Below are 20,498 nucleotides of genomic sequence, written 5' to 3' on the forward strand. Positions count from 1 at the left end.
ATCCCGTCTTATTCTCCGACAGCTGCCCCGCCCATGTGCCGCGGATCAGCCGCACCATAGATCAGGCCTGTCTTGGCCGCGGACAGGCTTGGGTGATCGGCAAGAATGCCTTCGGCCACACCCCAGGGGCGATGCGGCGACAGGGCATAGCCTTCGGCCTTGAGGGTCTGCATGGTCTCGTCAGACAGCGCACCGGGTTCCAGTTCGACGGCCGAAGGCTCCCACTGCTCGTGGATTCGCGGCAGATCCACGGCCTGACGGATATCCAGCCCGTAATCGATCACACCCAGAATGACGGACAGCGTGATGGTCGGAATCCGCGACCCACCCGGGCTGCCGATCACCATGACGGTTTTACCATCACGCGAGACGATGGACGGGGACATCGACGACAAAGGCGTCTTACCCGGCGCAATCGCATTCGCTTCCGAACCGACAATGCCGAACATGTTGGGCGCACCCGGCTTGGACGAGAAATCGTCCATCTCGTCATTCATCCAGATGCCGGTATGCCCGCCCATCACACCCGCACCGAACCATCCATTGAGAGTATAGGTCGCGGAAACGGCCATGCCATCATGATCGAGCACGGAGAACTGCGTCGTCTCGTGCTTTTCCTGCGTGTCAGGTGCTGCTTGTGCCACGGGAGCGGGAAGCGGCTCCCCTGCCCTGAGCGTGCTGGACGCGAGAGCGTGATCGGTCGGGATGCCCTGACGGATCTGATAGGCATAGGCCGGGTCGATCAGGTGCTCGACGGGATTGTGCACGAAATCCGGATCGCCCAGGTCGCGACGGTCCGAATAGGCGTGACGCATGGCCTCAACTTCACGCTGCACGGACGGCGCCGTGTGCAGGCCCAGCGCATGCATGTCGTAGCCGGACAGGATGTTCAGGATCTCGCACAGCGCAACGCCACCACCGCTCGGCGGCGGGGCGGTATCGATCGTGTAGCCGCGATAGGTGCAGCGGATCGGTTCGAGATGCCGGATGTGATAGGACGTGAAATCGGCAGGCTGAAGCAGACCGCCGCCTTCCGTGCTGGCACGTACGATTTCCTTTGCGATCGGACCTTCATAGAAGGCTTTGGGGCCTTCCTTTGCGACCAGTTCGAGGGAGTTGGCCAGATCCTTCTGCACCAGACGGTCACCGGCCTGAAGCGGCGTGCTATCGGGGCGCAGATAGAACGCCCGGGCATACGGGTCCTTTTGGAAATAGCGCGTAGACGTGTGCAGGAGATCCGCATCACCCTGATTCAGAATGAAGCCGTCACGGGCCAGCGCAATGGCAGGCGCCATAACCTTGGCGCGCGACAGACGGCCCCATTTCTGCAGGATGGCGTCCAGACCCGCCACCGTGCCGGGGATGGCAACGGCCTTCCAGCCCTCGGTGGAGAGGCCCGGAATGACCTTACCCGAAGCGTCCTGATACATCGTGGCCGTGGCCGCACCCGGAGCATGCTCGCGGAAATCAATGAAAACCGTCTGGCCGGTCTTCAGGCGCAGGGTCATGAACCCCCCACCGCCGATATTGCCGGCGGCGGGATAAACCACGGCCAGCGCGTATCCGACAGCCACAGCCGCATCGACCGCATTCCCACCCTGCGCCAGAATCTTGGCGCCCGCATCGGAGGCAAGATGCTGGGCCGAGACCACCATGCCGTGACGCCCCGAAGCCAGAACACCGGCGCTGACATGATCCGGGCCAAAGGCCAGCGGATCATGGGCGGAGCTGAGCGCCTGAGGCGCGGCATTGGCGAGCGTCGTGCTGCTGATCAGGAGCGTGGCGAGAAGAAGCGGAAACGCTCTCATGCAGTCTCTCCGTAGGGTGGCTTGGTGTAGCCTTTGGGGGACAGGGTGAAGATTTCGCAGCCATCGGCCGTCACGCCGACCTGATGCTCGAACTGGGCGGACAGGGTGCGGTCACGGGTAACGGCTGTCCAGCCATCATCAAGGATCTTCACGTCCGGACGGCCAATGTTCAGCATCGGCTCGATCGTGAAGACCATACCTTCCACGAGCTTCACGCCCTCGCCCGGCCTGCCGTAATGCAGGATGTTCGGCTCGGAGTGGAAATCGCGGCCGATGCCATGACCACAGAAGTCCCGCACGATGGAGAAGCGGTTGGCCTCTGCATATTCCTGGATGGCATGGCCGATATCGCCAAGCGTGTTGCCGGGACGGACCTGGGCAATGCCGCGCATCATCGCGTCATAAGTCACATCGACCAGCTTCTCGGCCTTCTTGGGCGCCTTGCCCACGACATACATGCGCGAACTGTCGCCATACCAGCCATCCAGAATGGAGGTGACGTCGATATTGACGATGTCTCCGTTGGACAGCTTCTTGGAGCCCGGAATGCCGTGGCACACGACGTGGTTGATCGAGATGCAGCAGGATTTCGGATAGCCGCGATAGTTCAGCGGGGCCGGCGTGGCGCCATGAGCGATCGTGAAGTCATGGATGAGCTGGTTGAGCTCTTCCGTGGTGACGCCAGGCTGAACATGGGGGGTGATCATGTCCAGCGCCTCTGCCGTCAGACGACCGACGCGATGCAGATGTTTGAAATCGTCCTGATCGTAGAGAACGATACCCCGTGCCTTGTCCATATCTGCTGCCCGATCCTTCAATCTTCAAAAAGCCCGGACAAAATGCGTCTGTCCGGGCTGGATCGCAAGGCGGCAGGTCAGATTTTCGGCATCAGCTGTGCCGGGAACGCTTTTTGTGGGCGACGACATGACGCGCGCTGACCATCCGGACGGCCGCGCCATGATGGGAAATCCGCCCATAACGACGCGGAGCGGTCGGGGCATCGGCCACTTCCATCGGACGCGATGACGCGAGCAGGACAGAGTGACGGAAATGACCGCGACGACGGGCCGAAGCCATCAACACGCCGGACGGTGCCACAGGGTGAAGAAGCGGCTGGGGCGCGACGCCCTCATCCGCAAAGCCCTTGTCGAGCAGCGACACCATTTCCATCGAACGGCGGGTATTGTTCGGCGCCCCCATGACCACACCGATCAGGCGGACATTGCCGCGCTGGGCAGACGTGATGAGATTGTGGCCTGCAAGATCGGTATAGCCGGTCTTGAGACCATCCGCGCCCGCATAGATCTTCAGCATCGGGTCATGGTTCGGGACCATGCGGCGATGGAAGTAGAACGAAGGCACGTTGAAATAGTGATAATACTGCGGGAAATCCGAAATCAGATGCTGTGACAGCAGGGCCAGGTCATGGGCCGTGGTGACCTGATCGGGATCCGGCAGGCCGGACGCATTGCGGAAGGTTGTGTTGGTCATGCCGAGGGCACGGGCCTGCTGCGTCATGAGCTGTGCGAAGCGGACCTCGTCCCCTCCACCGAGAAACTCGCCAAGGGCGCAGGCGGCGTCATTGGCGGATTTGGTGACGAGTCCCAGAATACCCTGTTCCACCGTCAGGCGCGTCCCCGGCACGAGCCCGAGCTTGGAAGGCGCCTGAACGGATGCGTGGATGGAGACCGGAACCTGCTCGTCCAGCGTGATCTGATGGGCCTCAAGGGCGCGGAAGGTCAGATACAGGGTCATGAGCTTGGTCAGGGAGGCCGGATAGCGCTGCAACTCGGCATCCGTTGCCGAGAGAACCGCGCCCGTGCGGGCATCCATCACATAGCTGGAGATATGTCCGGCATACTGCGCTTTGGCAGATCCCAGACCCATGGCTGTCATGGCGCACAACAGAAAAGCTTTCTGGAACGGGAAACGCATTTGTCTGACAGCCTCTGAACGGAACATCGTCGCGGGAAGGGTTTCGGGCTCTAAAGCCACCTGCATTGCAGATACTCTAGGCGCATTGAAAACTCCCCGTCCACCAGCTTTGAAGGACTTTCCTTAATTTTTCGTAAGCAGACGGCAAACGCGGCAGCATCATGGCAGAAGGCGCATAAAAACCTCATTTCAGAGGCGTGCGGCCCTTCTCAAGACCGAAATTCGCACCATATCATACCGGTCATGTCTTCTTATGATCTTCCCCCCTGTCCGAATGGCCTTCCCCGTGCCGCATTCCCGCGGCTCGCATCCCGCATGGGGCCGGAGTCTCCCGACTCCATTCCGCCCCATGGGCCCGGGAACGGACCTGGGAACGGAGACGGGGATCAGGACCTTGACATCGGGGTGGTGGTGCGGCCGCGAACCCGGACGCGCAAGCCTTCCATGTACAAGGTCCTGATGCTCAATGACGATTACACGCCGATGGAGTTCGTGGTGCATGTCCTGGAGCGTTTCTTTGCCAAGACGCGCGATGAGGCGACGTCCATCATGCTTCAGGTCCATCAGCGTGGCGTCGGAATCTGCGGTGTGTTCACGTATGAAGTGGCCGAGAGCAAGGTGACACAGGTGATGGACCTGGCGCGCCAGAACCAGCACCCCCTTCAGTGCACGATCGAGAAAGACTGATCCGTCTGACAGACAGAAAAGCGCGGACGCAGGATATTTTCTTGTTTCCATCTGCGTTTCTGGCTGGCGTTACACGTTACTCCGCGACAAGATACCTTTCCTACGAGAGGTCGAGAGGAGCGCCATCACATGCTGTCCCGTACGCTCGAACAGACGCTCCACCGCGCCCTGACATTCGCAGGTGACCGGCGTCACGAATATGCAACCCTCGAACATCTTCTGCTCGCGCTGACAGAGGACGACGATGCCCTGACGGTCTTCCGGGCCTGCGGCATCGACCTCGACAAGCTGCGCTCCGACCTGACAGATTTCCTGGACAAGGACCTGGCGGGACTGGCGGCAGAACGCCCGACAGAACCCAAGCCGACCGCGGCCTTCCAGCGCGTGATCCAGCGTGCGGCGATCCACGTCCAGAGCACGGGTCGCGACGAAGTCACGGGTGCGAACGTCTTGGTGGCCCTGTTCGCCGAACGCGAGAGCCATGCCGTCTATTTCCTGCAGTTGCAGGACATGACGCGACTCGACGCGGTCAATTTCATCTCCCACGGCATTGCCAAGGCTCCGGACCGTGGCGCAGGCCGGCGTCCGGCCGCGGCTTCCAAGGACACGTCCGAGCGTGAGGAACGCAAGGAAAGTGCCAAAGAAGGCGCACTGGCGACTTACTGCGTCGATCTGAACGAGCGTGCGCGTGAAGGGCGGATCGATCCGCTCATCGGCCGCGATCAGGAAATCGAACGCACGATCCAGATCCTGTGCCGCCGCACCAAGAACAACCCGCTCTATGTGGGTGATCCGGGCGTGGGCAAGACGGCCATTGCCGAAGGTCTGGCCAAGCGGATCGTGGAAGGCGACGTGCCGGAAGTGCTGCTGAACAGCACGATCTATTCACTCGACATGGGCTCGCTTCTGGCTGGCACACGGTATCGCGGCGATTTCGAAGAGCGGCTGAAGGCCGTCGTGACGGAAATGGACCAGACCCCTGGCGCCATCCTGTTCATCGACGAGATCCATACCGTGATTGGTGCCGGTGCGACGTCGGGTGGGGCGATGGATGCGTCCAACCTGCTCAAGCCTGCGCTTGCCGCGGGAACGCTGCGCTGCATTGGATCCACGACCTACAAGGAATTCCGCCAGCATTTCGAGAAGGATCGGGCGCTTGTCCGCCGGTTCCAGAAGATCGACGTGCCGGAGCCTTCAATCGAGGATGCGGTCAAGATCCTGCGCGGCCTGAAGGGCAGCTACGAGAAGCATCACAAGGTCCGCTACACCGACGAGGCCCTGCGTGGTGCGGTCGAACTGGCAGCCAAGTATGTCCATGACCGCAAGCTGCCGGACAAGGCGATCGATGTGATCGACGAAGTCGGTGCCGCGCGGATGCTCGTGCCCGAGAACAAGCGCCGCAAGACGGTGACGCTGAAGGACGTGGAAGAGGCCATCGCCAAGATCGCCCGCATCCCGCCCAAGAGCGTCTCGGCTGATGACCGCGAGACTCTGCGCCATCTGGAGCGGGATCTGCGCAACATGGTCTTCGGGCAGGACAAGGCGATCGACGCGCTGGCCGCGGCGATCAAGCTGTCCCGCGCCGGACTGCGCGATGCGGAAAAGCCGATCGGCAACTATCTGTTCTCCGGCCCCACGGGCGTCGGCAAGACGGAAGTGGCCAAGCAGCTTGCCAACTCGCTTGGGATTGAGCTGATCCGCTTCGACATGTCCGAATATATGGAGCGTCATTCGATCTCACGTCTGATCGGTGCGCCTCCGGGTTATGTCGGCTTCGATCAGGGTGGCCTGCTGACGGATGCCATCGACCAGCATCCACATGCAGTCCTGCTGCTGGATGAAATCGAGAAGGCCCATCCGGACCTGTTCAACGTCCTGCTTCAGGTCATGGACCATGGTCGCCTGACGGATCACAACGGCAAGGTCGTTGATTTCCGCAACGTGATCCTGATCATGACGACGAATGCGGGTGCGGCGGACCTGTCCAAGGAGACGATCGGATTCGGTCGCACCGTGCGGAGCGGTGAGGATGAGGAGGCAATCAAGCGCCTGTTCACGCCGGAATTCCGCAACCGTCTGGATGCGATCATTCCGTTCGCCAACCTCACGCCGGAAACGGTGGGCCGTGTGGTCGAGAAGTTCGTACTGCAGCTTGAGGCCCAGCTGGCCGACCGTCACGTCACGATCGAGATCTCCTCGAGCGCGAAGGAATGGCTGGCCGAGCGCGGATATGACCGCCTGTATGGCGCGCGTCCTCTGGGGCGTGTCATTCAGGAGCACATCAAGAAGCCCCTGGCGGAAGAGCTGCTCTTCGGACGGCTGGCTCAGGGTGGCGCCGTGAAGATCGGCATGAAGAACGGTGCGCTCGACTTCGACATCATCGAAGGCCGGGACAGCACCAAGGGCGAAGATGGCGCTTCGAAGAAAGACGAAGCGACCAGCTGAAGCCCGGCTTCAAACGGAAAGGTCCGGAGAGACAGCGTCTCGCCGGGCCTTTTTCGTTACTGGTACCGGGTGCCGTTCACGACCACATAGCCGGGCCAGCGCCATTTGCGGCTCGTACCGTGATGGGTCCAGTCCACGCCCTGACGACGCAGGCTGTCGTAATAGTACCGGCCCTGCACCTCGACCTGATCGCCCTTGTTGACCCAGGGCCATTGGGGAGCGTTCATCTGGTCCAGATCGGAGACGATCCGGATGGAAACGCCCTGCCCGACCGACACATAGAAATAGCCATGCCAGCCGCTGCGGGTCCGTTTGGCTTTTGGGGAAATGGCGAGAACCTGCCCGCACAGATGCTCGGGAAGATCGATGCGAGTGGGGCCGGACTGCTCAAGACCCTGCTGATCCGCAAGAAAACGGGCATTATCGCAGGTGGCCGGCATGTCATGGGTGGTCTGGCCTGTCAGAGCCTGACCGAAAAGACCCTGCGCGGAAGCGGCGAACGGGCCGCACAGCAGGGCTGCGGCAACTGCGGGGAGCAGACGGAATTTCATGGAATTTCTCCTGTCTGGGCGGCCCTGTGCAATGTTCTGCCGCCGGCGGAAAGGACCCGGACACAAAAAAGCCCGCCCCGACACGGGAACGGGCTTTCCTGCTGGGCCGGGAAAACAGATCAGGGTGCTTCGCTGGAGCCTTCACCAGCAGCCGGCTCGGCCTTGGCGGCTTCGCTGGCAGTCGGGCGTGCGGGCGCACCATCCGTGATCATTTCGAGCTGACCGGTGATCTGGCCACCGTCCTCCACCTGCAGGCGACGGCACTTCACCTTGCCGATCAGACGGCCGGTGGAGCGGATCGTCAGGCTGCCATTGACGGTCAGGGTCCCGTCAATCGTGCCGGCCAGTTCCGCGTCCTCGACTTCAACACCACCGCGGAAGACGCCGCCATGCGTAACCTGAAGCTCGCTGGCCTGGATCATGCTGGACTCGACGGTCCCCTCGACCACGAGGCGCTCGGCGTCCTGCACCGAACCCTGAACGCTGATGCCGCGGCCCACGACGAGCGTGCGGCGCTCCGGACCGGTCTGGCGCGGTGCGCCCGGAACAGCGGCCGCACCGGGGCGCGGAGCCCCTGCCGGCATCGCGCCCGTCGGAGAGTTGGGGGACGGCGGTGCCGGGAAAGGGGTACGACCCATGGGAGCGGGGTCCTTCTGCTGGTTGGGCTGCTGGGGACTGGTAGGCGATCCGGATCCTGACGCGGGAGCCGTCTGGCTGGGAGCGTCCGGCCGGTTGGGGAAAATGGGCTGTCCTGCGAGCTTGCTGTTCTCTGCAGGTTTGGAGTCATCTTCCGGTTTGCGTCTTCTGAACAAGGAAACCCCGCTGCGGATCTGGAAAAGAACACTCTCTGTCTAGGACGTCTCCCGGATGTTCCATCGCGAGGGCGGAACAGTCAGGGCGGGCCTTTCGACAACGCTACACGCTCACCACCCGGCGGGACAAGACGCGCATTTCCATAAATGTGACGAATGGCCACACATGAAAACGGCGCCGGGCGGACCGGGAGTTGGCGTGAACCCAGAGGGGACCTATGATCGTGTTGATTTAATGGCGCAGTCTGCCCGTTAGATGTTTTTTTCCGAAGTTTTCAGCGACCTGACCGGAGTTCCAATGTCTGCACCCCAGCATGACCTTCTGTGTATCGGCAATGCCATCGTCGACGTCCTCGCCCCTGTGGGCCAGGATCTGATCGACGGGCTTGGCGCCGCTGCCGGGAGCATGACCCTGATTGACGCTCCTACGGCGCATGCCATCGAAAGCCGCGTCGATATCGAAAACGTGACCGGTGGTGGTTCCGGCGCGAACACGGCCGTCGTGGCGGCCCGCATGGGCGCAAAGGTTGCGTATCTCGGCAAGGTGACGGCTGACGAAGCCGGCGACCACTTCACGCGCGACATCCGCGAGCAGGGCATCACCTTCCCATCCGAGCCGCTGCCGGCCGCCGATGGCACCCCGACCGCACGCTGCATCGTTCTGGTCACGCCGGAAGGCCAGCGCACGATGTTCACCTATCTCGGCGCCTGCACGGAGTTCACCCCCGAGGACGTACATGAATCCGTCGTGGCCGATGCGGCGATCACCTATCTGGAAGGCTACCTGTACGACAAGCCGCAGGCCCAGGAAGCCTTCGAACACGCTGCCCGTCTGGCCCGCAAGGCCAACCGTCAGGTCGCCCTGACGCTGTCCGACACGTTCTGCGTGGAACGTCACCGCGCGGCTTTCCACGAACTCGTGGCCGGTCATGTGGACATCCTGTTCGCCAACGAGGCCGAGCTTCTGGCGCTGTACGAAGTCACGGATTTCGAAGAAGCCGTCACGCAGGTCTCCGCCGAGACAAAGCTGGCCGTCATTACGCGTGGCGAGAAGGGTGCGGTCGTGATCGGCGACGGAGAGCGCCATGACGTGCCGACGACCGAAGTGAAGGTCGTGGACACCACGGGCGCTGGTGATGCCTTCGCTGCGGGCTTCCTCGCCGGTCTGAGCAAGAAACATGACCTCGTGACCTGCGCGAAACTGGGCAACCAGGCCGCCGGTGAAATCATCACCCGTTACGGCGCACGCCCGACCGAGGCATTCACGCTGACGGCCTGAGCCTCGCCCTGCCCCGTCAGTCAGGGCCGGTCTTACAGATCGGCCCACCCGATGCGGGTGACGCCATACCGGTCGAATGATGCCCGGACAGCCGGGTCCAGAAGGGCGGCGAGTTCGCTTTCCTGCTCATAGCCCGGCATGAAGCGCTTCATCATGGCATTCTGGGCCGTGGCGGGGTGGAAATAGATTTCGCTCGTGCCAGTCGGCAGGCGCGGAATGAGGCCGCGGATATGGTCCGGCGTCATATGGCCGGACCAGCGCAGACCGAAACACCAGTCATTGGTTTTCAGGCCGGCCTTGCGGATCTGGTGGCGCAGGACGCTGATCCAGTGACGCAGGGCACGGTCTCCCAGCGTGTCGTTGGCTTCGACAGGCCCCGGCGGCTCAAATGGTGAGCGGACAGCCTGCAATCCATTCTCCAGACCGGACTCGATCAGTAAGCGCCCCACGGTCGGATGCAGATGCATGTGTTTGTGGGCATTCGCATGATCGAGCGTCAGCCCGGTCGCGGCAAAGGCCCGGAACTGTGCCTCGATCTCGCGGCGCAGGGCATGGCGCGCGACCGGACAGAAGAAATACTCGACACCCAGACGCAGCTGGTTGCGGCCGAACCAGCCCTGCTCATCCGTGATGGCAGGGAGATCAAGGACGGACTTGCCCTCGATCGCCACGACATGCAGCCCAACCTTCAGATCCGGCATGGTCTTTGCCCGCCGGATGGCATCTTCGGCGGCATCGCCGGCTACCATCAGGCTGGTCGTGGACAGGATGCCGTTGCGATGGGCCTGTTCGATGGCCTCGTTGACTTCGAGGCTCATGCCGAAATCGTCGGCGGATACGATGGCGCGGCGAAGGGGGCTGGATGTCATGGCTGGTCTCACGAAAAAGGGGCCATGACACAGATGCCATGACCCCTGGGTAACGTCCGGTCAGGCGCGCACCGTTCAGGCGGCGTGACGGTCCTTGAGGAACTGGAAGAATTCCACGCCCTCGCGCAGACGGCGCTTCATCATCTGCGGGCTGCGGACCATCTCGTTGACGATCGAGGCGATCTTGGATCCGCGGAAGTAGAATTTGCGATAGAATTCCTCGACGCTTTCGAAGATTTCCGTGTGCGACAGGTGCGGATAATGCAGCGGCGCGATCTGGACGCCGCTCTCATCGATCAGCTCGGCTTCCGCCTCGTTCAGCCAGCCGTTTTCCGTCGCCTGCTTGTGCAGGAATGTGCCCGGATACGGCGCGGCCAGGGAAACCTGCAGGGTGTGCGGGTTGATTTCCTTGGCGAACTCGATCGTCTCCTGGATGGTCTCTTTCGTCTCGCCCGGCAGGCCGACGATGAAGGTCCCGTGGATCTTGATGCCCAGCTTGTGGCAGTTGCGCGTGAATTCCTTGGCGGTCTCGACGCGCATGCCCTTCTTGATGTTGTGGAGGATCTGCTGGTTACCGCTCTCATAGCCGACCAGCAGCAGGCGCAGACCGTTTTCCTTGAGAACCTTCAGGGTCTCGTAAGGCACATTCGCCTTGGCGTTGCAGGACCAGGTGACACCGAGCTTGCCCATTTCGCGGGCAATGGCTTCGGCGCGCGGCAGGTCGTCCGTGAAGGTGTCATCATCGAACATGAATTCCTGCACTTCGGGGAAGTACTGCTTGGCCAGACGCACTTCGGCAGCCACATGCTCGGGGCTGCGGGTGCGGTAGCGATGGCCGCCAACCGTCTGCGGCCACAGGCAGAACGTGCAGCGCGACTTGCAGCCACGGCCCGTATAGATCGAGATATACGGGTGCTTCAGGTAGCCGATGAAGTAGTCGTTAATGTTGAGGTCGCGCTTGTAGACCTCGGTCACGAACGGCAGACTGTCCATGTCCTCGATCATCGCGCGATCCTTGTTCGCGATGATCTCACCCTTCTCATTGCGCCAGGTGATGCCGTCCACTTCTGCGAGCGGCTTGCCTTCGGCAATTTCCTTGATGGTGAAGTCGAATTCGTTGCGGGCCACGAAGTCGATCGGGCCGCCCTTCTCCATGCTCTCCATCGGCTGGACGGCAACCTTCGCGCCCACCATGCCGATCATCAGCTTGGGGTTCGCATCCTTGAGCATCTGGGCGACGCGGACGTCGGATGCGAAAGACGGCGTGGAGGTGTGCATGACGACGAGGTCACGGTTCTTCACGTCTTCGAGAATGGGATCCATGCCCATCTTGGCCGGAGGAGCATCGATCAGGCGCGATCCGGGCACGAGCGCGGCAGGCTGCGCCAGCCATGTCGGATACCAGAAGGACTTGATCTCACGCTTCGCCTGGTAGCGGGAGCCAGCGCCACCATCGAAGCCGTCGAAGGAAGGAGGCTGGAGAAAAAGGGTTCTCATCATGATCGGACACTCCTGTGGGTGGCGCCGGCCTGGAGCGAGGGGGCGCAGGACGCGGAATTACGTTTTCTTCGGGCGATATGGACCGTTCTGCCCCGCCATGCAACGCGTGATCCGCGCGCACTGCCCACCATAATGGCAGCAGACAGCCAGTCACGGACGACCAGAAGCGGGATTGCGGCCGGGAGCGGGCACTCGGTGGCACGGTCCATGATGCGGCTTCCGATGGCGCGCACCAGCCATGTCAGAAGCAGCATGAACCATGTCCACCAGGCGTTCGGACGGAACAGGACAGCCGTCACGGCCCAGAACAGGGGAAGCTGGATGGCGGACAGTCCGTAGCCGACAGGCGCGACGTTCTTGACGGTCCGTCCCCAGCGCAGTTCATGGGCCAGCAGGTCGCTGATGGAGTGCTCGCCCACAGTGGTATGGGTCAAAGTGGGCGCAATGGTGATGTTCTCACCCCGCGCCCGGATAAGCTGGCCCAGTTCGGCATCATCGGCCACGTGATCGACCAGCGCCTCAAGGCCGCCGATCTCCTCAAGGGTCTGACGCCGCAGGGCCATCGTGGCCCCGAGACAGTCCTGACGTCCCAGAAAACGGGACATCATAACGCCGGGCAGGAAGTTATGATTGATCTGACAGGCGCCGAGCTGCTGCACGATCGTCCCTGCGGCCGGACGACCTGCATACAATGTCGTAACCAGGCCCGTCCCCTGCTCTTCCAGACTCGTCACGACGTGACGCAGATAGTTGGGACTGGCGTGAATATCGGAGTCGGAAATCACGATAATGTCATGACGGGCTTGGCCGTACATGTTCATCAGATTGCCGACCTTGCGGTTCGGACCGTGTTCCTGCGGGTTGATCACCACACTGACCGGAATCCGCGGATGACGCGCCCGAAGGCGCTCAATGACGGCCAGGGCGGTATCTTCCCTGTCCTGAACGCCGAAGACGATTTGGAAATCCGGATAGTCCTGCGTGAACACGCTTTCCAGCGCATCCTCCAGCAACGGCTCATTGCCATGCAGCGGCTTGAGAACCGTGACTGACGGCCAGGTCCGGTCCGACAGGCGCAGGGCATCGTCCGCTCTGCGCTCCGTCCGGCGGAACCGTGCGAGCAGGGTTGCGCCCGCCAGCGCCTGCAGGTTGCCGGCGGCGGAAACAAGGGCGCAGAAACCGGCCGCGATCGTAAGAGGTAAGGGCACGACGGTCTTCTAGCCTTCCCGAACGTTTTTGGGAAAGGGTGCCGTCGCGGGGGCGGACTCAGTCATGCAGGAAATGGGCAGTCTTGCTGTCCAGATGATCAGCCAGACCGCTGGCACCACCCTGACTCAGAGCCCCGCCGAAATCGGCGCGCTGGGCGGCGACCTGGCTGATATGGGCGTTGAGCAGGACGTCGGTGATCCGCCAACCGGAGGTACCATTCGTCATGATGTAGTCGATCGGCGTGACATCACCCCCATCCGTGCCGCCGATCGTCGTATCGACAATCAGACCGCCGGTCGGGTTGGGGCGCGTCTGCGGGTTGACCGTGAAGGCAGCCTGGGCTTCGGGTTTGAACGAAGAGGCGTAGCGGGCAATCGTGAACTGGCGGAAAGATCCCAGCAGACGGGTCCGGTCTGAAGGGCTCAGGCTGTTGTAGCGCACGCCGACCGAGCGACGGAGAATCGCTTCGAGGTCAAAGGCACGATCCACGGCCGGCGCGATCATCGTCGCGCGCTGCTGGGCGGTCTTTCCCGTCTTCTGGGCCGCTTTCAGGGCGTCATACAGGGCCGAAATCGGCGTTACCGCAGATGCCGCATCAGCCGGGGAGGCTGCGCCGGCCGTCTGGGCCAGGGCGGCCGGGGAAAGCGCCGTCATGGCGACAGGCCCCGTCAGGAGGCAGGCGGACAGAAGGGACAGGGTCACTTTCGGGGAAAAACGGCAAATCATGATCGTGCTTTCGTCCTGTAGACAGTTCCGTGCGTAGAGATCAGGTTCATGACACACTGTATCAAGTTCCCTGTAACAAGTTCTGGCATCCATAGATCGATCTGTGCTCGATTAGCCACAGCCCTGATGCGAATTATGCAGCCTGACATTGAGGCGAACACGACAATGGGTCTATAGGCAGTCAATCTAATGCTCGATGGTCCTTCATGTTTCCCGACTTTCCGGAGCCGGGACAGGGAAGACAGCCACGGGCCATCCACGATGTGCAAGGCCCCGGGCGCCCTATGGACGCACCTTCCGGAGGCTAGAACCAGAGGATTATAATGGCCGTTCCTTTGATGCAGGCTGTCCGAGTCGGACGGTACGTTGTCAAGCAGCACCTCACGGGCCGCAAGCGCTATCCGCTGGTCCTGATGCTCGAACCGCTGTTCCGCTGCAACCTGGCGTGCGCCGGCTGTGGCAAGATCGACTACCCTGCGCAGATCCTGAACCAGCGTCTCAGCCTTCAGGAATGCCTGGATGCCGACACGGAAGCCGGTGCCCCCGTCATCGCCATCGCCGGTGGTGAGCCTCTCCTGCACAAGGAAATGCCCCAGATCGTCAAAGGTTTGATCGGGCGGAAAAAATACGTCTACCTGTGCACGAACGGCCTGCTGCTTGAGAAGAAGCTCGACGATTACGAGCCCTCCCCGTTCTTCTCCTGGGACGTGCATCTGGATGGCGACCAGCTCATGCATGACGCCTCCGTCTGTCAGGAAGGCGTTTTCGAGCGTGCGACCGCCGCGATCCGTCTTGCGAAGTCCCGTGGTTTCCGCGTCTCCATCAACTGCACCCTGTTCGACGGCGCAGTTCCGGAACGCGTTGCGGCCTTCTTCGACGAAGTCATGGCCATGGGCGTGGACGGCATCATGACCGCTCCGGGCTATGCCTATGAGCGCGCACCGGACCAGGCACACTTCCTGAACCGCCAGAAGACGAAGCAGCTGTTCCGCGACATCTTCCGCCTCGGCAAGGGCAAGAAGTGGCGCTTCACGCAGTCTCCGCTGTTCCTGAACTTCCTGGCCGGCAACGAGAACTATCACTGCACGCCGTGGGGCAAGCCGCTTCGCACGGTCTTCGGCTGGCAGCGTCCGTGCTATCTGCTCGGCGAAGGTTATGCCAAGACCTTCAAGGAGCTGATGGACGATACGGCCTGGGAGCAGTACGGCACCGGCGCTTACGAGAAATGCGCCGATTGCATGGTGCATTCCGGCTACGAGTCCACGGCCGTCATGGATGCCGTCGCGCGTCCCTGGCATATCGCCAAGGTGGCTCTGTTCGGACCGGAAACCGAAAAGCCGATGGTCCCGGAAATCTCGCTCGCCAACCAGCGCCCGGCCGAATACGGCTATGAGGAGCAGGTCCAGCAGCAGATGGAGCGGATCTCCACGGGCGCCAAGCCGGCCCGCGGTCCGCGCGTCCGCGTGAATGGCCGTCCGGCCAACACGGTTTCGGATGTGGCTGACGCAGCAGACTGAGTACCCGTTTCCTCCCAGGAGACGAAACAGAAAACCGGCTCTTCGCGAGCCGGTTTTTTTATGGGGAAAGTCTTTCCTCTGCGGGGGCACAATCAAGGGCATGGCATCCGCCAGTCGTCCTGTTATGATTGTGTCTTCATTATTCTGGCCGGATCATGCTGACCCCTATCCTCGTTATCTGTCTGCTCATTTTCCTCAATGCCGTGTTTGCCATGGGAGAAATGGCACTCATCTCGGCAAAGCGGCCACGGCTGGACGTGCTGGCCAAGCAGGGAGTCCGGGGGGCCACGACCGCAATCCGGCTGGCAGAAGATCCGCACAGCTTCCTGCCGACCGTTCAGGTGGGCATGACGCTGGTTTCCATCCTTGAAGGTACGTTTGGCGGCAGCCAGATGGAAAGTACCGTCACGGCATGGATCGCCAATATTCCCTCGCTCCGTCCGATTGCGAGCGAAGTCTCGATCGTGCTGGTCGTGGCGATGATCACCTTCGCCATGCTGGTTTTCGGTGAACTCATTCCCAAACAGATCGCCTTGCAGCAGCCAGAAGCCATTGCTTCACGGCTGGCATGGCTGCTGGTCGGCGTGGCCCGGATCGCCCAGCCGATTGTCTGGCTGCTCAGCGGCACCTCTTCGCTGGTGCTCCGCCTGCTCCGTGTCGGCCCTCTGACACGCGCAGCGGTGACGGAAGAGGAACTGAAAGCCGTTCTGGCCGAAGGTGCCCGCGCAGGCGTTCTCGAAACCGACGAACAGGCCATGATCGAACGTCTTCTGCGTCTGGCAGACCGCCCTGTTCGCGCCATCATGACCCCCCGCAACGAGCTTTTCTGGATCGACAGACATGCGGATCAGGAAACGCTGGTCCGCAAACTACGCCAGTCTTCTTACGCCCGGATTGTCGTCTGTGAGGGAGACGTCGATCATCCCGTCGGTGTCATTCTGGCCAAGGACATCATGGACCGGCTGCTCCTGAAGCTTCCGGTTTCCGTCGATGCCGTCCTGCGTGAGCCGCCGGTCATCCCGGACAGCCTCAGCGCCCAGGACATGATCGAGCGCATGCGCGGCGTCAATCTTGGCATCACCTTCGTCCTGGACGAATACGGCTCCTTCGAGGGCATCGTGACGCCCTCAGACGTTTTCGAAGCCATTGTCGGCGAGGAAAAGACCGAATCCTCGTCTTCAGAACTGCAGGCGGCCGAAGGTGAAGATGAATATATTTTCGATGGCTTCATGCCGGCGGACGAACTGCGCTCCCGTCTCGACCTGCCGGAACTGCCAGGCGCCGGCGGGTATCATACCCTTGGCGGCGTGATGCTGGCGCTTCTGCGGCGCGTTCCGGCCCGGGGAGACAAGGTGGCGTTCGGGGGCTGGCTGTTCGAGGTTCTGGAGATGGATCGCCGACGCGTCGGAAGGGTCAAGGTCAGTCATCAGGTTCTCGCCGAAGACTGACCCTGCAACTCAGACCTTGCTGACAAACAGGGCCGGCCTGTCAGTCACAGGGGCATAGCCGCCCTGATTGCCGTAATTCTGCGGCTGAGCCGTCATCGGCGTGGATGTCAGCAGTTCGATGACGCGCTTCTGGGCTGTAATGGCCCTTTGCAGAAGCTCGCCATTGCGATTGCCCAGTTCCGTCATCTGTTCCAGCAGATCGCGATAGGGCAAAGCCGGCGAGTCTTCCCGCGCCACAGCCTCATCGTCCTCCGGGCAGCACGGACAAAGATTCTCCCTGCGGTCATTGGCCGCGGAAACTTCCTGCTCCAGCGTTCTGGCTGCATCCTGCTTTTCCGGAAGAAGAGCCAGAGCGTCCGGAATCCGCGCCTCTTCCAGTGCAGAGTTTTCCGCTTCGAGAATGGCAATCAGCCGCTGCATGGCCGGAATAATGGAAGCGCTCATTTCTGCTCCTGCATGGCCAGCATCTGACGGTCAATCGCGTCCGTCAGGCCTATTCCACCGTTATTTTCCATCTGCTTGGCGATCTGTTCCACCAGCATGGGCCGGAACTGCTTTTCCCCTGCTCCACCGCTGAACATATTCTCGCTGTTGTCATCGGTCGCGAACATGGGCTGAAGCATCTGGTTGATGGCCATCGACTCGAAACTCTGAGCCGACTTCAGGGTCTTGGCCGGATCTGCCTTCTGCCCGTGCAGTGGCAATCCCTGCGATACCGTGGCGGTGGTCGAGGATACTGTCATCAACGCATCTCCAGTTCTGCCTGCAGGGCGCCATCGGCCTTGATGGCCTGCAGAATGCTGATCATGTCTCTTGGCCCTACTCCCAGCGCATTCAGCCCTGAAACGAGCTCCCGGAGCGTGGTGCCCCCGGGAACGACCGCAAGATGATGGGTCTTGCCCGTGTCCACCTTGACGTTTGTGCGGGGCACGACGGCCGTCTGACCGCCGGAGAATGGCCCAGGCTGGGAAACCTGGGGCGTCTCCGTCACCTGAACGGTCAGGTTGCCCTGCGCCACGGCAACCGTACTGATCCGGACATCTGCCCCCATGATGATGGTGCCACTGGCTTCGTCTACGACCACCTTGGCCGGCGTATCCGGAGTGACCAGAAGGTCTCCGATTCGGGAGAGCGTGGAGACAGGATCATGATTGCTCAGATCCAGCAGGACTGTCCGTGGATCCTGAACGATCGCAATCGGCCCGAAGGTCCGGTTGATGATGGCCGCAATCCGACTCGCCGTCGTGAAATCGGGGTTACGCAGACTCAGATGCAGGTTCGAACGATGGCTGAGGTCGAAAGGGACTTCCCGTTCGACGATACCGCCATTGGCGATATGCCCGCTGGTCGGCACGTTGCGGGTAATGGACGCAGCTGCACCACGGGCCGAAAAGGCATTGGTCGCCAGAGACCCCTGAGCAACGGCATAGACCTCACCGTCAGCGGCCATCAGCGGCGTTACGAGAAGCGTTCCGCCTGTCAGGGAAGACGCGTCACCCGCAGCCGAGACCGTCACATCGATGCGGTTGCCCCCATGAACGAACGCTGGAAGGTCAGCCGTCACCATGACAGCGGCCACATCATGCGTCTGGAGCTGTGTTTCCTGATCGCGGATGTTCACACCCAGACGGTTCAGCATGGAAATCAGCGTTTCGCGGGTGAAAATCGTATTGGTCAGTCGGTCGCCCGTCCCGTTCAGACCCACCACCAGACCATATCCGATCAGCTGGTTGCTCCGGACACCTTCCATGTCCGTAATGTCCTTGATGCGAACGCTGGCAGCCAGGGTAAAGCCTGGCAGGAGGAGCAGTCCGACACAGACAAACGCAGTCAGTCGCCGCGTCAGGGTCCGGAGGGGGAACGGAGATTGCGTGAAAAAGCGCATGGGCGGCGGGGTGTATCCTGATGCCTGCAAGACAGGTCTGGGGGTCTCAGGTGTTGAGGATGGGCGTACAGGGTAAAGAAACCCCTAACAGAGACGCAGATTTCCGCGCTTTCCGACAAACGGGCAAAGCATGTTCGGGGTTGGCGGATGCGGCTGGGGTGGCTATAAGCCGCGCGTTATCGCCTGCGGCTGTTGGAAGCGGACGTTGGCAGATCAGCCAGGGATTGGATGCGCATGATTACGCTGCCGCCGGATTATAGACCCTCCGACAATGAAGAGTTCATGAACCCGCTTCAGGTCGAGTACTTCAGGCAGAAGCTTCTGCGCTGGCGTCTGGATCTGCTGAAAGAGGCGGACGGAACCCTTGCGAGTCTCTCGGAAGGCGGAATTCATGAATCAGACATCACCGACCGTGCCAGCGTCGAAACGGACCGGGCCTTTGAGCTCCGTACCCGTGACCGTGCGCGCAAGCTGATCACCAAGATCAACATGGCCCTCGAACGTATCGACGACGGAAGCTACGGTTTCTGCGAAGAGACGGGAGAGCCGATCGGCCTGAAACGCCTTGAAGCGCGCCCGATCGCGACCCTGTCCATCGACGCGCAGGAACGCCACGAGCGCATGGAAAAGGTCCATCGGGACGATTAAGGCTTGCGCTTGGCGCGCTGACCCGTTACGAAGCGCGCCAAGGCAACGGTATGCTGCTGTAGCTCAGTGGTAGAGCACTCCCTTGGTAAGGGAGAGGTCGACAGTTCAATCCTGTCCAGCAGCACCATTTTTCCTTCTTTTCAGAGACTTGGCAGTTCGAGCAGTCTCAGATCCCCCATCATCCCAGACCGTAGCACATGGCTGTCGTGGATCACTTCCGCAAGCGGGAGGGGGATCATCTTGGCGAAAGCCATCTGCAAAACTCCCCACCATCAATGGATGATGCCCGTGCAGAAGCACCGGCGTAAAAAAAGCCGCCTCTCCAATAGGAGGGCGGCTTTTTCGGGCTAGTGCGCCTTTTAATCGCGACGGTCGCGGATCTTTACATACGCAATAGCTGCATGCTCAGCGCAGTAGGGCTTTCCGGGAAGCGGTGTCGCGCCGCAGAAATGAAAACCCGGTGTGCCAGGATCGCCGATGGGCCAGCAGCAGGACGGGCCACGGCGGGTCGGGCGGTCGATGCCAGCGGTCGAAAACCGGGGCGGCATGGCCGGGCGCGGTGCAGGCGCGACGCGGGGTTCCGGCTTGGGAGCTGCAGCAGGCTCCCGACGGGCTGCGACGGGTTCCTTGGCGGCCGCCGGGAGGGGACGTGAGGCAGCGGCCGGCTGGGGCGTCGGCTTCGCGGCTTCCGGGGCAACAGACGGTGCTTTGCGGACCGGAGCAGCAGGCTTTTCTGCCACCTTCTCCGCAACGCCTGCAGACACCTTAACGGGAGCTGCATCCTTGTCCGTAAACAGGTCCGCTGCCGCAGGTTCGGCAGCCTTGGCGCGAGAGGGGCTTTTACGACGGGGGGTGGCTTCCGTCGTACCCGTTTCGCCGTCCTTGACCTTGCGGTTGCGGATGGGAGACGGACGCGGCGGCAGGCCCAGACGGTGCGCCTTGCCGACGACGGCATTTTTGGTGATGGAGAGCTGGCGGCCGATTTCGGCGGTCGAAAGTCCCTGACTCCACAGATCGCGAAGTCTGGCGATCGTCTCGTCCGTCCACTCCATATGTTCGTTTCCCTGTCCCGCTTCGGTGCCTGAACCGGCCCGATATCCTGTTGATTTTCAATCCCGGACCACCGGACCCGGAACATCTTCGGGACGTTTCTTACCAGAAACTCCCCGCCACGTCGAA

Annotated in this window: 19 protein-coding genes and 1 tRNA gene; 7 read left to right on the plus strand and 13 right to left on the minus strand. The window is 61.7% G+C overall.

Annotated elements, in window-relative coordinates; translation table 11 throughout:
- Positions 1–8 precede the first annotated feature (8 nt).
- From ggt to GLS_RS03475, 3 genes are all read right to left on the minus strand, one after another.
- On the minus strand, positions 9–1,808 hold the full coding sequence (gene ggt, locus GLS_RS03465; RefSeq protein ID WP_041111194.1) for a gamma-glutamyltransferase: 1,800 nt from the start codon (positions 1,806–1,808) through the stop codon (positions 9–11).
- Positions 1,805–2,605 carry a type I methionyl aminopeptidase gene (gene map / locus GLS_RS03470; protein ID WP_041111196.1) on the minus strand — a complete coding sequence of 267 codons (801 nt, stop codon included), beginning with the start codon at positions 2,603–2,605 and terminating at the stop codon, positions 1,805–1,807. Before map ends, ggt begins: the two co-directional genes overlap by 4 nt.
- Before the next feature lie 91 nt (positions 2,606–2,696).
- Positions 2,697–3,743, minus strand: coding sequence for a D-alanyl-D-alanine carboxypeptidase family protein (locus GLS_RS03475; RefSeq protein WP_011252184.1), 1,047 nt, complete (start codon positions 3,741–3,743; stop codon positions 2,697–2,699).
- Between the two features lie 243 nt (positions 3,744–3,986).
- On the opposite strand from GLS_RS03475, the gene clpS reads away from it, so the two are divergent.
- Positions 3,987–4,430: an ATP-dependent Clp protease adapter ClpS gene (gene clpS / locus GLS_RS03480; protein ID WP_193363843.1), complete on the plus strand. Its 444-nt coding sequence runs from the start codon at positions 3,987–3,989 to the stop codon at positions 4,428–4,430.
- A 129-nt stretch (positions 4,431–4,559) separates the two neighbouring features.
- The gene (clpA, locus tag GLS_RS03485) at positions 4,560–6,875 is read left to right on the plus strand and encodes an ATP-dependent Clp protease ATP-binding subunit ClpA (RefSeq protein ID WP_041111199.1); all 2,316 of its coding nucleotides are present in this window, start codon (positions 4,560–4,562) and stop codon (positions 6,873–6,875) included.
- 56 nt (positions 6,876–6,931) lie between these two features.
- Here the strand turns inward: clpA and GLS_RS03490 are convergent, their stop codons facing one another.
- Both GLS_RS03490 and GLS_RS03495 read right to left on the minus strand, forming a co-directional pair.
- Entirely contained in the window at positions 6,932–7,426 is a 495-nt protein-coding gene (locus GLS_RS03490) for a DUF3465 domain-containing protein (RefSeq protein ID WP_041111201.1), read from the minus strand.
- A 119-nt stretch (positions 7,427–7,545) separates the two neighbouring features.
- Positions 7,546–8,238: a bactofilin family protein gene (locus GLS_RS03495; protein WP_226986629.1), complete on the minus strand. Its 693-nt coding sequence runs from the start codon at positions 8,236–8,238 to the stop codon at positions 7,546–7,548.
- Positions 8,239–8,536: 298 nt separating this feature from the next.
- Between GLS_RS03495 and GLS_RS03500 the strand changes: the two genes are divergently transcribed.
- A complete protein-coding gene (locus GLS_RS03500; RefSeq protein WP_041112616.1) occupies positions 8,537–9,517 on the plus strand; it encodes an adenosine kinase in 981 nt (326 codons plus the stop codon).
- Between the two features lie 32 nt (positions 9,518–9,549).
- On the opposite strand, the gene hpnK is transcribed toward GLS_RS03500, so the two are convergent.
- From hpnK to GLS_RS03520, 4 genes are all read right to left on the minus strand, one after another.
- Positions 9,550–10,386, minus strand: coding sequence for a hopanoid biosynthesis-associated protein HpnK (gene hpnK / locus GLS_RS03505; RefSeq protein ID WP_041111205.1), 837 nt, complete (start codon positions 10,384–10,386; stop codon positions 9,550–9,552).
- Between the two features lie 75 nt (positions 10,387–10,461).
- Complete coding sequence (hpnJ, locus tag GLS_RS03510; RefSeq protein ID WP_011252191.1) at positions 10,462–11,886, minus strand: hopanoid biosynthesis associated radical SAM protein HpnJ; 1,425 nt, start codon at positions 11,884–11,886, stop codon at positions 10,462–10,464.
- Positions 11,883–13,094, minus strand: a complete 1,212-nt coding sequence (gene hpnI / locus GLS_RS03515) for a bacteriohopanetetrol glucosamine biosynthesis glycosyltransferase HpnI (RefSeq protein ID WP_041111207.1) — start codon at positions 13,092–13,094, stop codon at positions 11,883–11,885. The genes hpnJ and hpnI overlap by 4 nt, the downstream gene beginning before the upstream one ends.
- 58 nt (positions 13,095–13,152) lie before the next feature.
- Complete coding sequence (locus GLS_RS03520; RefSeq protein ID WP_041111209.1) at positions 13,153–13,821, minus strand: ABC transporter substrate-binding protein; 669 nt, start codon at positions 13,819–13,821, stop codon at positions 13,153–13,155.
- Between the two features lie 323 nt (positions 13,822–14,144).
- Between GLS_RS03520 and hpnH the strand changes: the two genes are divergently transcribed.
- The gene (hpnH, locus tag GLS_RS03525; RefSeq protein ID WP_011252194.1) at positions 14,145–15,338 is read left to right on the plus strand and encodes an adenosyl-hopene transferase HpnH; all 1,194 of its coding nucleotides are present in this window, start codon (positions 14,145–14,147) and stop codon (positions 15,336–15,338) included.
- 155 nt (positions 15,339–15,493) lie between these two features.
- The gene (locus GLS_RS03530; RefSeq protein WP_041111211.1) at positions 15,494–16,786 is read left to right on the plus strand and encodes a hemolysin family protein; all 1,293 of its coding nucleotides are present in this window, start codon (positions 15,494–15,496) and stop codon (positions 16,784–16,786) included.
- A 9-nt stretch (positions 16,787–16,795) separates the two neighbouring features.
- On the opposite strand, the gene GLS_RS03535 is transcribed toward GLS_RS03530, so the two are convergent.
- The 3 genes from GLS_RS03535 to GLS_RS03545 are packed head-to-tail and all read right to left on the minus strand — an operon-like array spanning position 16,796 to position 18,671.
- A complete protein-coding gene (locus GLS_RS03535; RefSeq protein WP_041111213.1) occupies positions 16,796–17,230 on the minus strand; it encodes a flagellar protein FlgN in 435 nt (144 codons plus the stop codon).
- On the minus strand, positions 17,227–17,529 hold the full coding sequence (locus GLS_RS03540; RefSeq protein WP_011252197.1) for a rod-binding protein: 303 nt from the start codon (positions 17,527–17,529) through the stop codon (positions 17,227–17,229). Before GLS_RS03540 ends, GLS_RS03535 begins: the two co-directional genes overlap by 4 nt.
- Positions 17,529–18,671: a flagellar basal body P-ring protein FlgI gene (locus GLS_RS03545; protein WP_041111215.1), complete on the minus strand. Its 1,143-nt coding sequence runs from the start codon at positions 18,669–18,671 to the stop codon at positions 17,529–17,531. The genes GLS_RS03540 and GLS_RS03545 overlap by 1 nt, the downstream gene beginning before the upstream one ends.
- 234 nt (positions 18,672–18,905) lie before the next feature.
- Between GLS_RS03545 and dksA the strand changes: the two genes are divergently transcribed.
- A complete protein-coding gene (dksA, locus tag GLS_RS03550) occupies positions 18,906–19,319 on the plus strand; it encodes an RNA polymerase-binding protein DksA (RefSeq protein ID WP_041112617.1) in 414 nt (137 codons plus the stop codon).
- 52 nt (positions 19,320–19,371) lie between these two features.
- A tRNA-Thr gene (locus tag GLS_RS03555) sits at positions 19,372–19,446 on the plus strand.
- Positions 19,447–19,678: 232 nt separating this feature from the next.
- Here GLS_RS03555 and GLS_RS03560 read toward each other — a convergent pair.
- A complete protein-coding gene (locus GLS_RS03560) occupies positions 19,679–20,371 on the minus strand; it encodes a GcrA family cell cycle regulator (RefSeq protein WP_041111217.1) in 693 nt (230 codons plus the stop codon).
- Positions 20,372–20,498: the final 127 nt, after the last annotated feature.

This window comes from Gluconobacter oxydans DSM 3504 (assembly GCF_000583855.1).
GTDB lineage: Bacteria > Pseudomonadota > Alphaproteobacteria > Acetobacterales > Acetobacteraceae > Gluconobacter > Gluconobacter oxydans.

Bases quoted from the DNA above. Each gene is read 5' to 3' on its own strand.
- GLS_RS03530 (WP_041111211.1), top strand. From the start codon at position 15,494: ATGCTGACCCCTATCCTCGTTATCTGTCTGCTCATTTTCCTCAATGCC.
- GLS_RS03540 (WP_011252197.1), bottom strand. From the start codon at position 17,529: ATGACAGTATCCTCGACCACCGCCACGGTATCGCAGGGATTGCCACTG.
- hpnK (WP_041111205.1), bottom strand. From the start codon at position 10,386: ATGACATCCAGCCCCCTTCGCCGCGCCATCGTATCCGCCGACGATTTC.
- hpnJ (WP_011252191.1), bottom strand. From the start codon at position 11,886: ATGATGAGAACCCTTTTTCTCCAGCCTCCTTCCTTCGACGGCTTCGAT.
- dksA (WP_041112617.1), top strand. From the start codon at position 18,906: ATGATTACGCTGCCGCCGGATTATAGACCCTCCGACAATGAAGAGTTC.
- hpnH (WP_011252194.1), top strand. From the start codon at position 14,145: ATGGCCGTTCCTTTGATGCAGGCTGTCCGAGTCGGACGGTACGTTGTC.
- ggt (WP_041111194.1), bottom strand. From the start codon at position 1,808: ATGAGAGCGTTTCCGCTTCTTCTCGCCACGCTCCTGATCAGCAGCACG.
- GLS_RS03500 (WP_041112616.1), top strand. From the start codon at position 8,537: ATGTCTGCACCCCAGCATGACCTTCTGTGTATCGGCAATGCCATCGTC.
- GLS_RS03535 (WP_041111213.1), bottom strand. From the start codon at position 17,230: ATGAGCGCTTCCATTATTCCGGCCATGCAGCGGCTGATTGCCATTCTC.
- clpS (WP_193363843.1), top strand. From the start codon at position 3,987: ATGTCTTCTTATGATCTTCCCCCCTGTCCGAATGGCCTTCCCCGTGCC.
- GLS_RS03520 (WP_041111209.1), bottom strand. From the start codon at position 13,821: ATGATTTGCCGTTTTTCCCCGAAAGTGACCCTGTCCCTTCTGTCCGCC.
- GLS_RS03560 (WP_041111217.1), bottom strand. From the start codon at position 20,371: ATGGAGTGGACGGACGAGACGATCGCCAGACTTCGCGATCTGTGGAGT.
- map (WP_041111196.1), bottom strand. From the start codon at position 2,605: ATGGACAAGGCACGGGGTATCGTTCTCTACGATCAGGACGATTTCAAA.
- GLS_RS03490 (WP_041111201.1), bottom strand. From the start codon at position 7,426: ATGAAATTCCGTCTGCTCCCCGCAGTTGCCGCAGCCCTGCTGTGCGGC.
- clpA (WP_041111199.1), top strand. From the start codon at position 4,560: ATGCTGTCCCGTACGCTCGAACAGACGCTCCACCGCGCCCTGACATTC.
- GLS_RS03545 (WP_041111215.1), bottom strand. From the start codon at position 18,671: ATGCGCTTTTTCACGCAATCTCCGTTCCCCCTCCGGACCCTGACGCGG.
- GLS_RS03475 (WP_011252184.1), bottom strand. From the start codon at position 3,743: ATGCGTTTCCCGTTCCAGAAAGCTTTTCTGTTGTGCGCCATGACAGCC.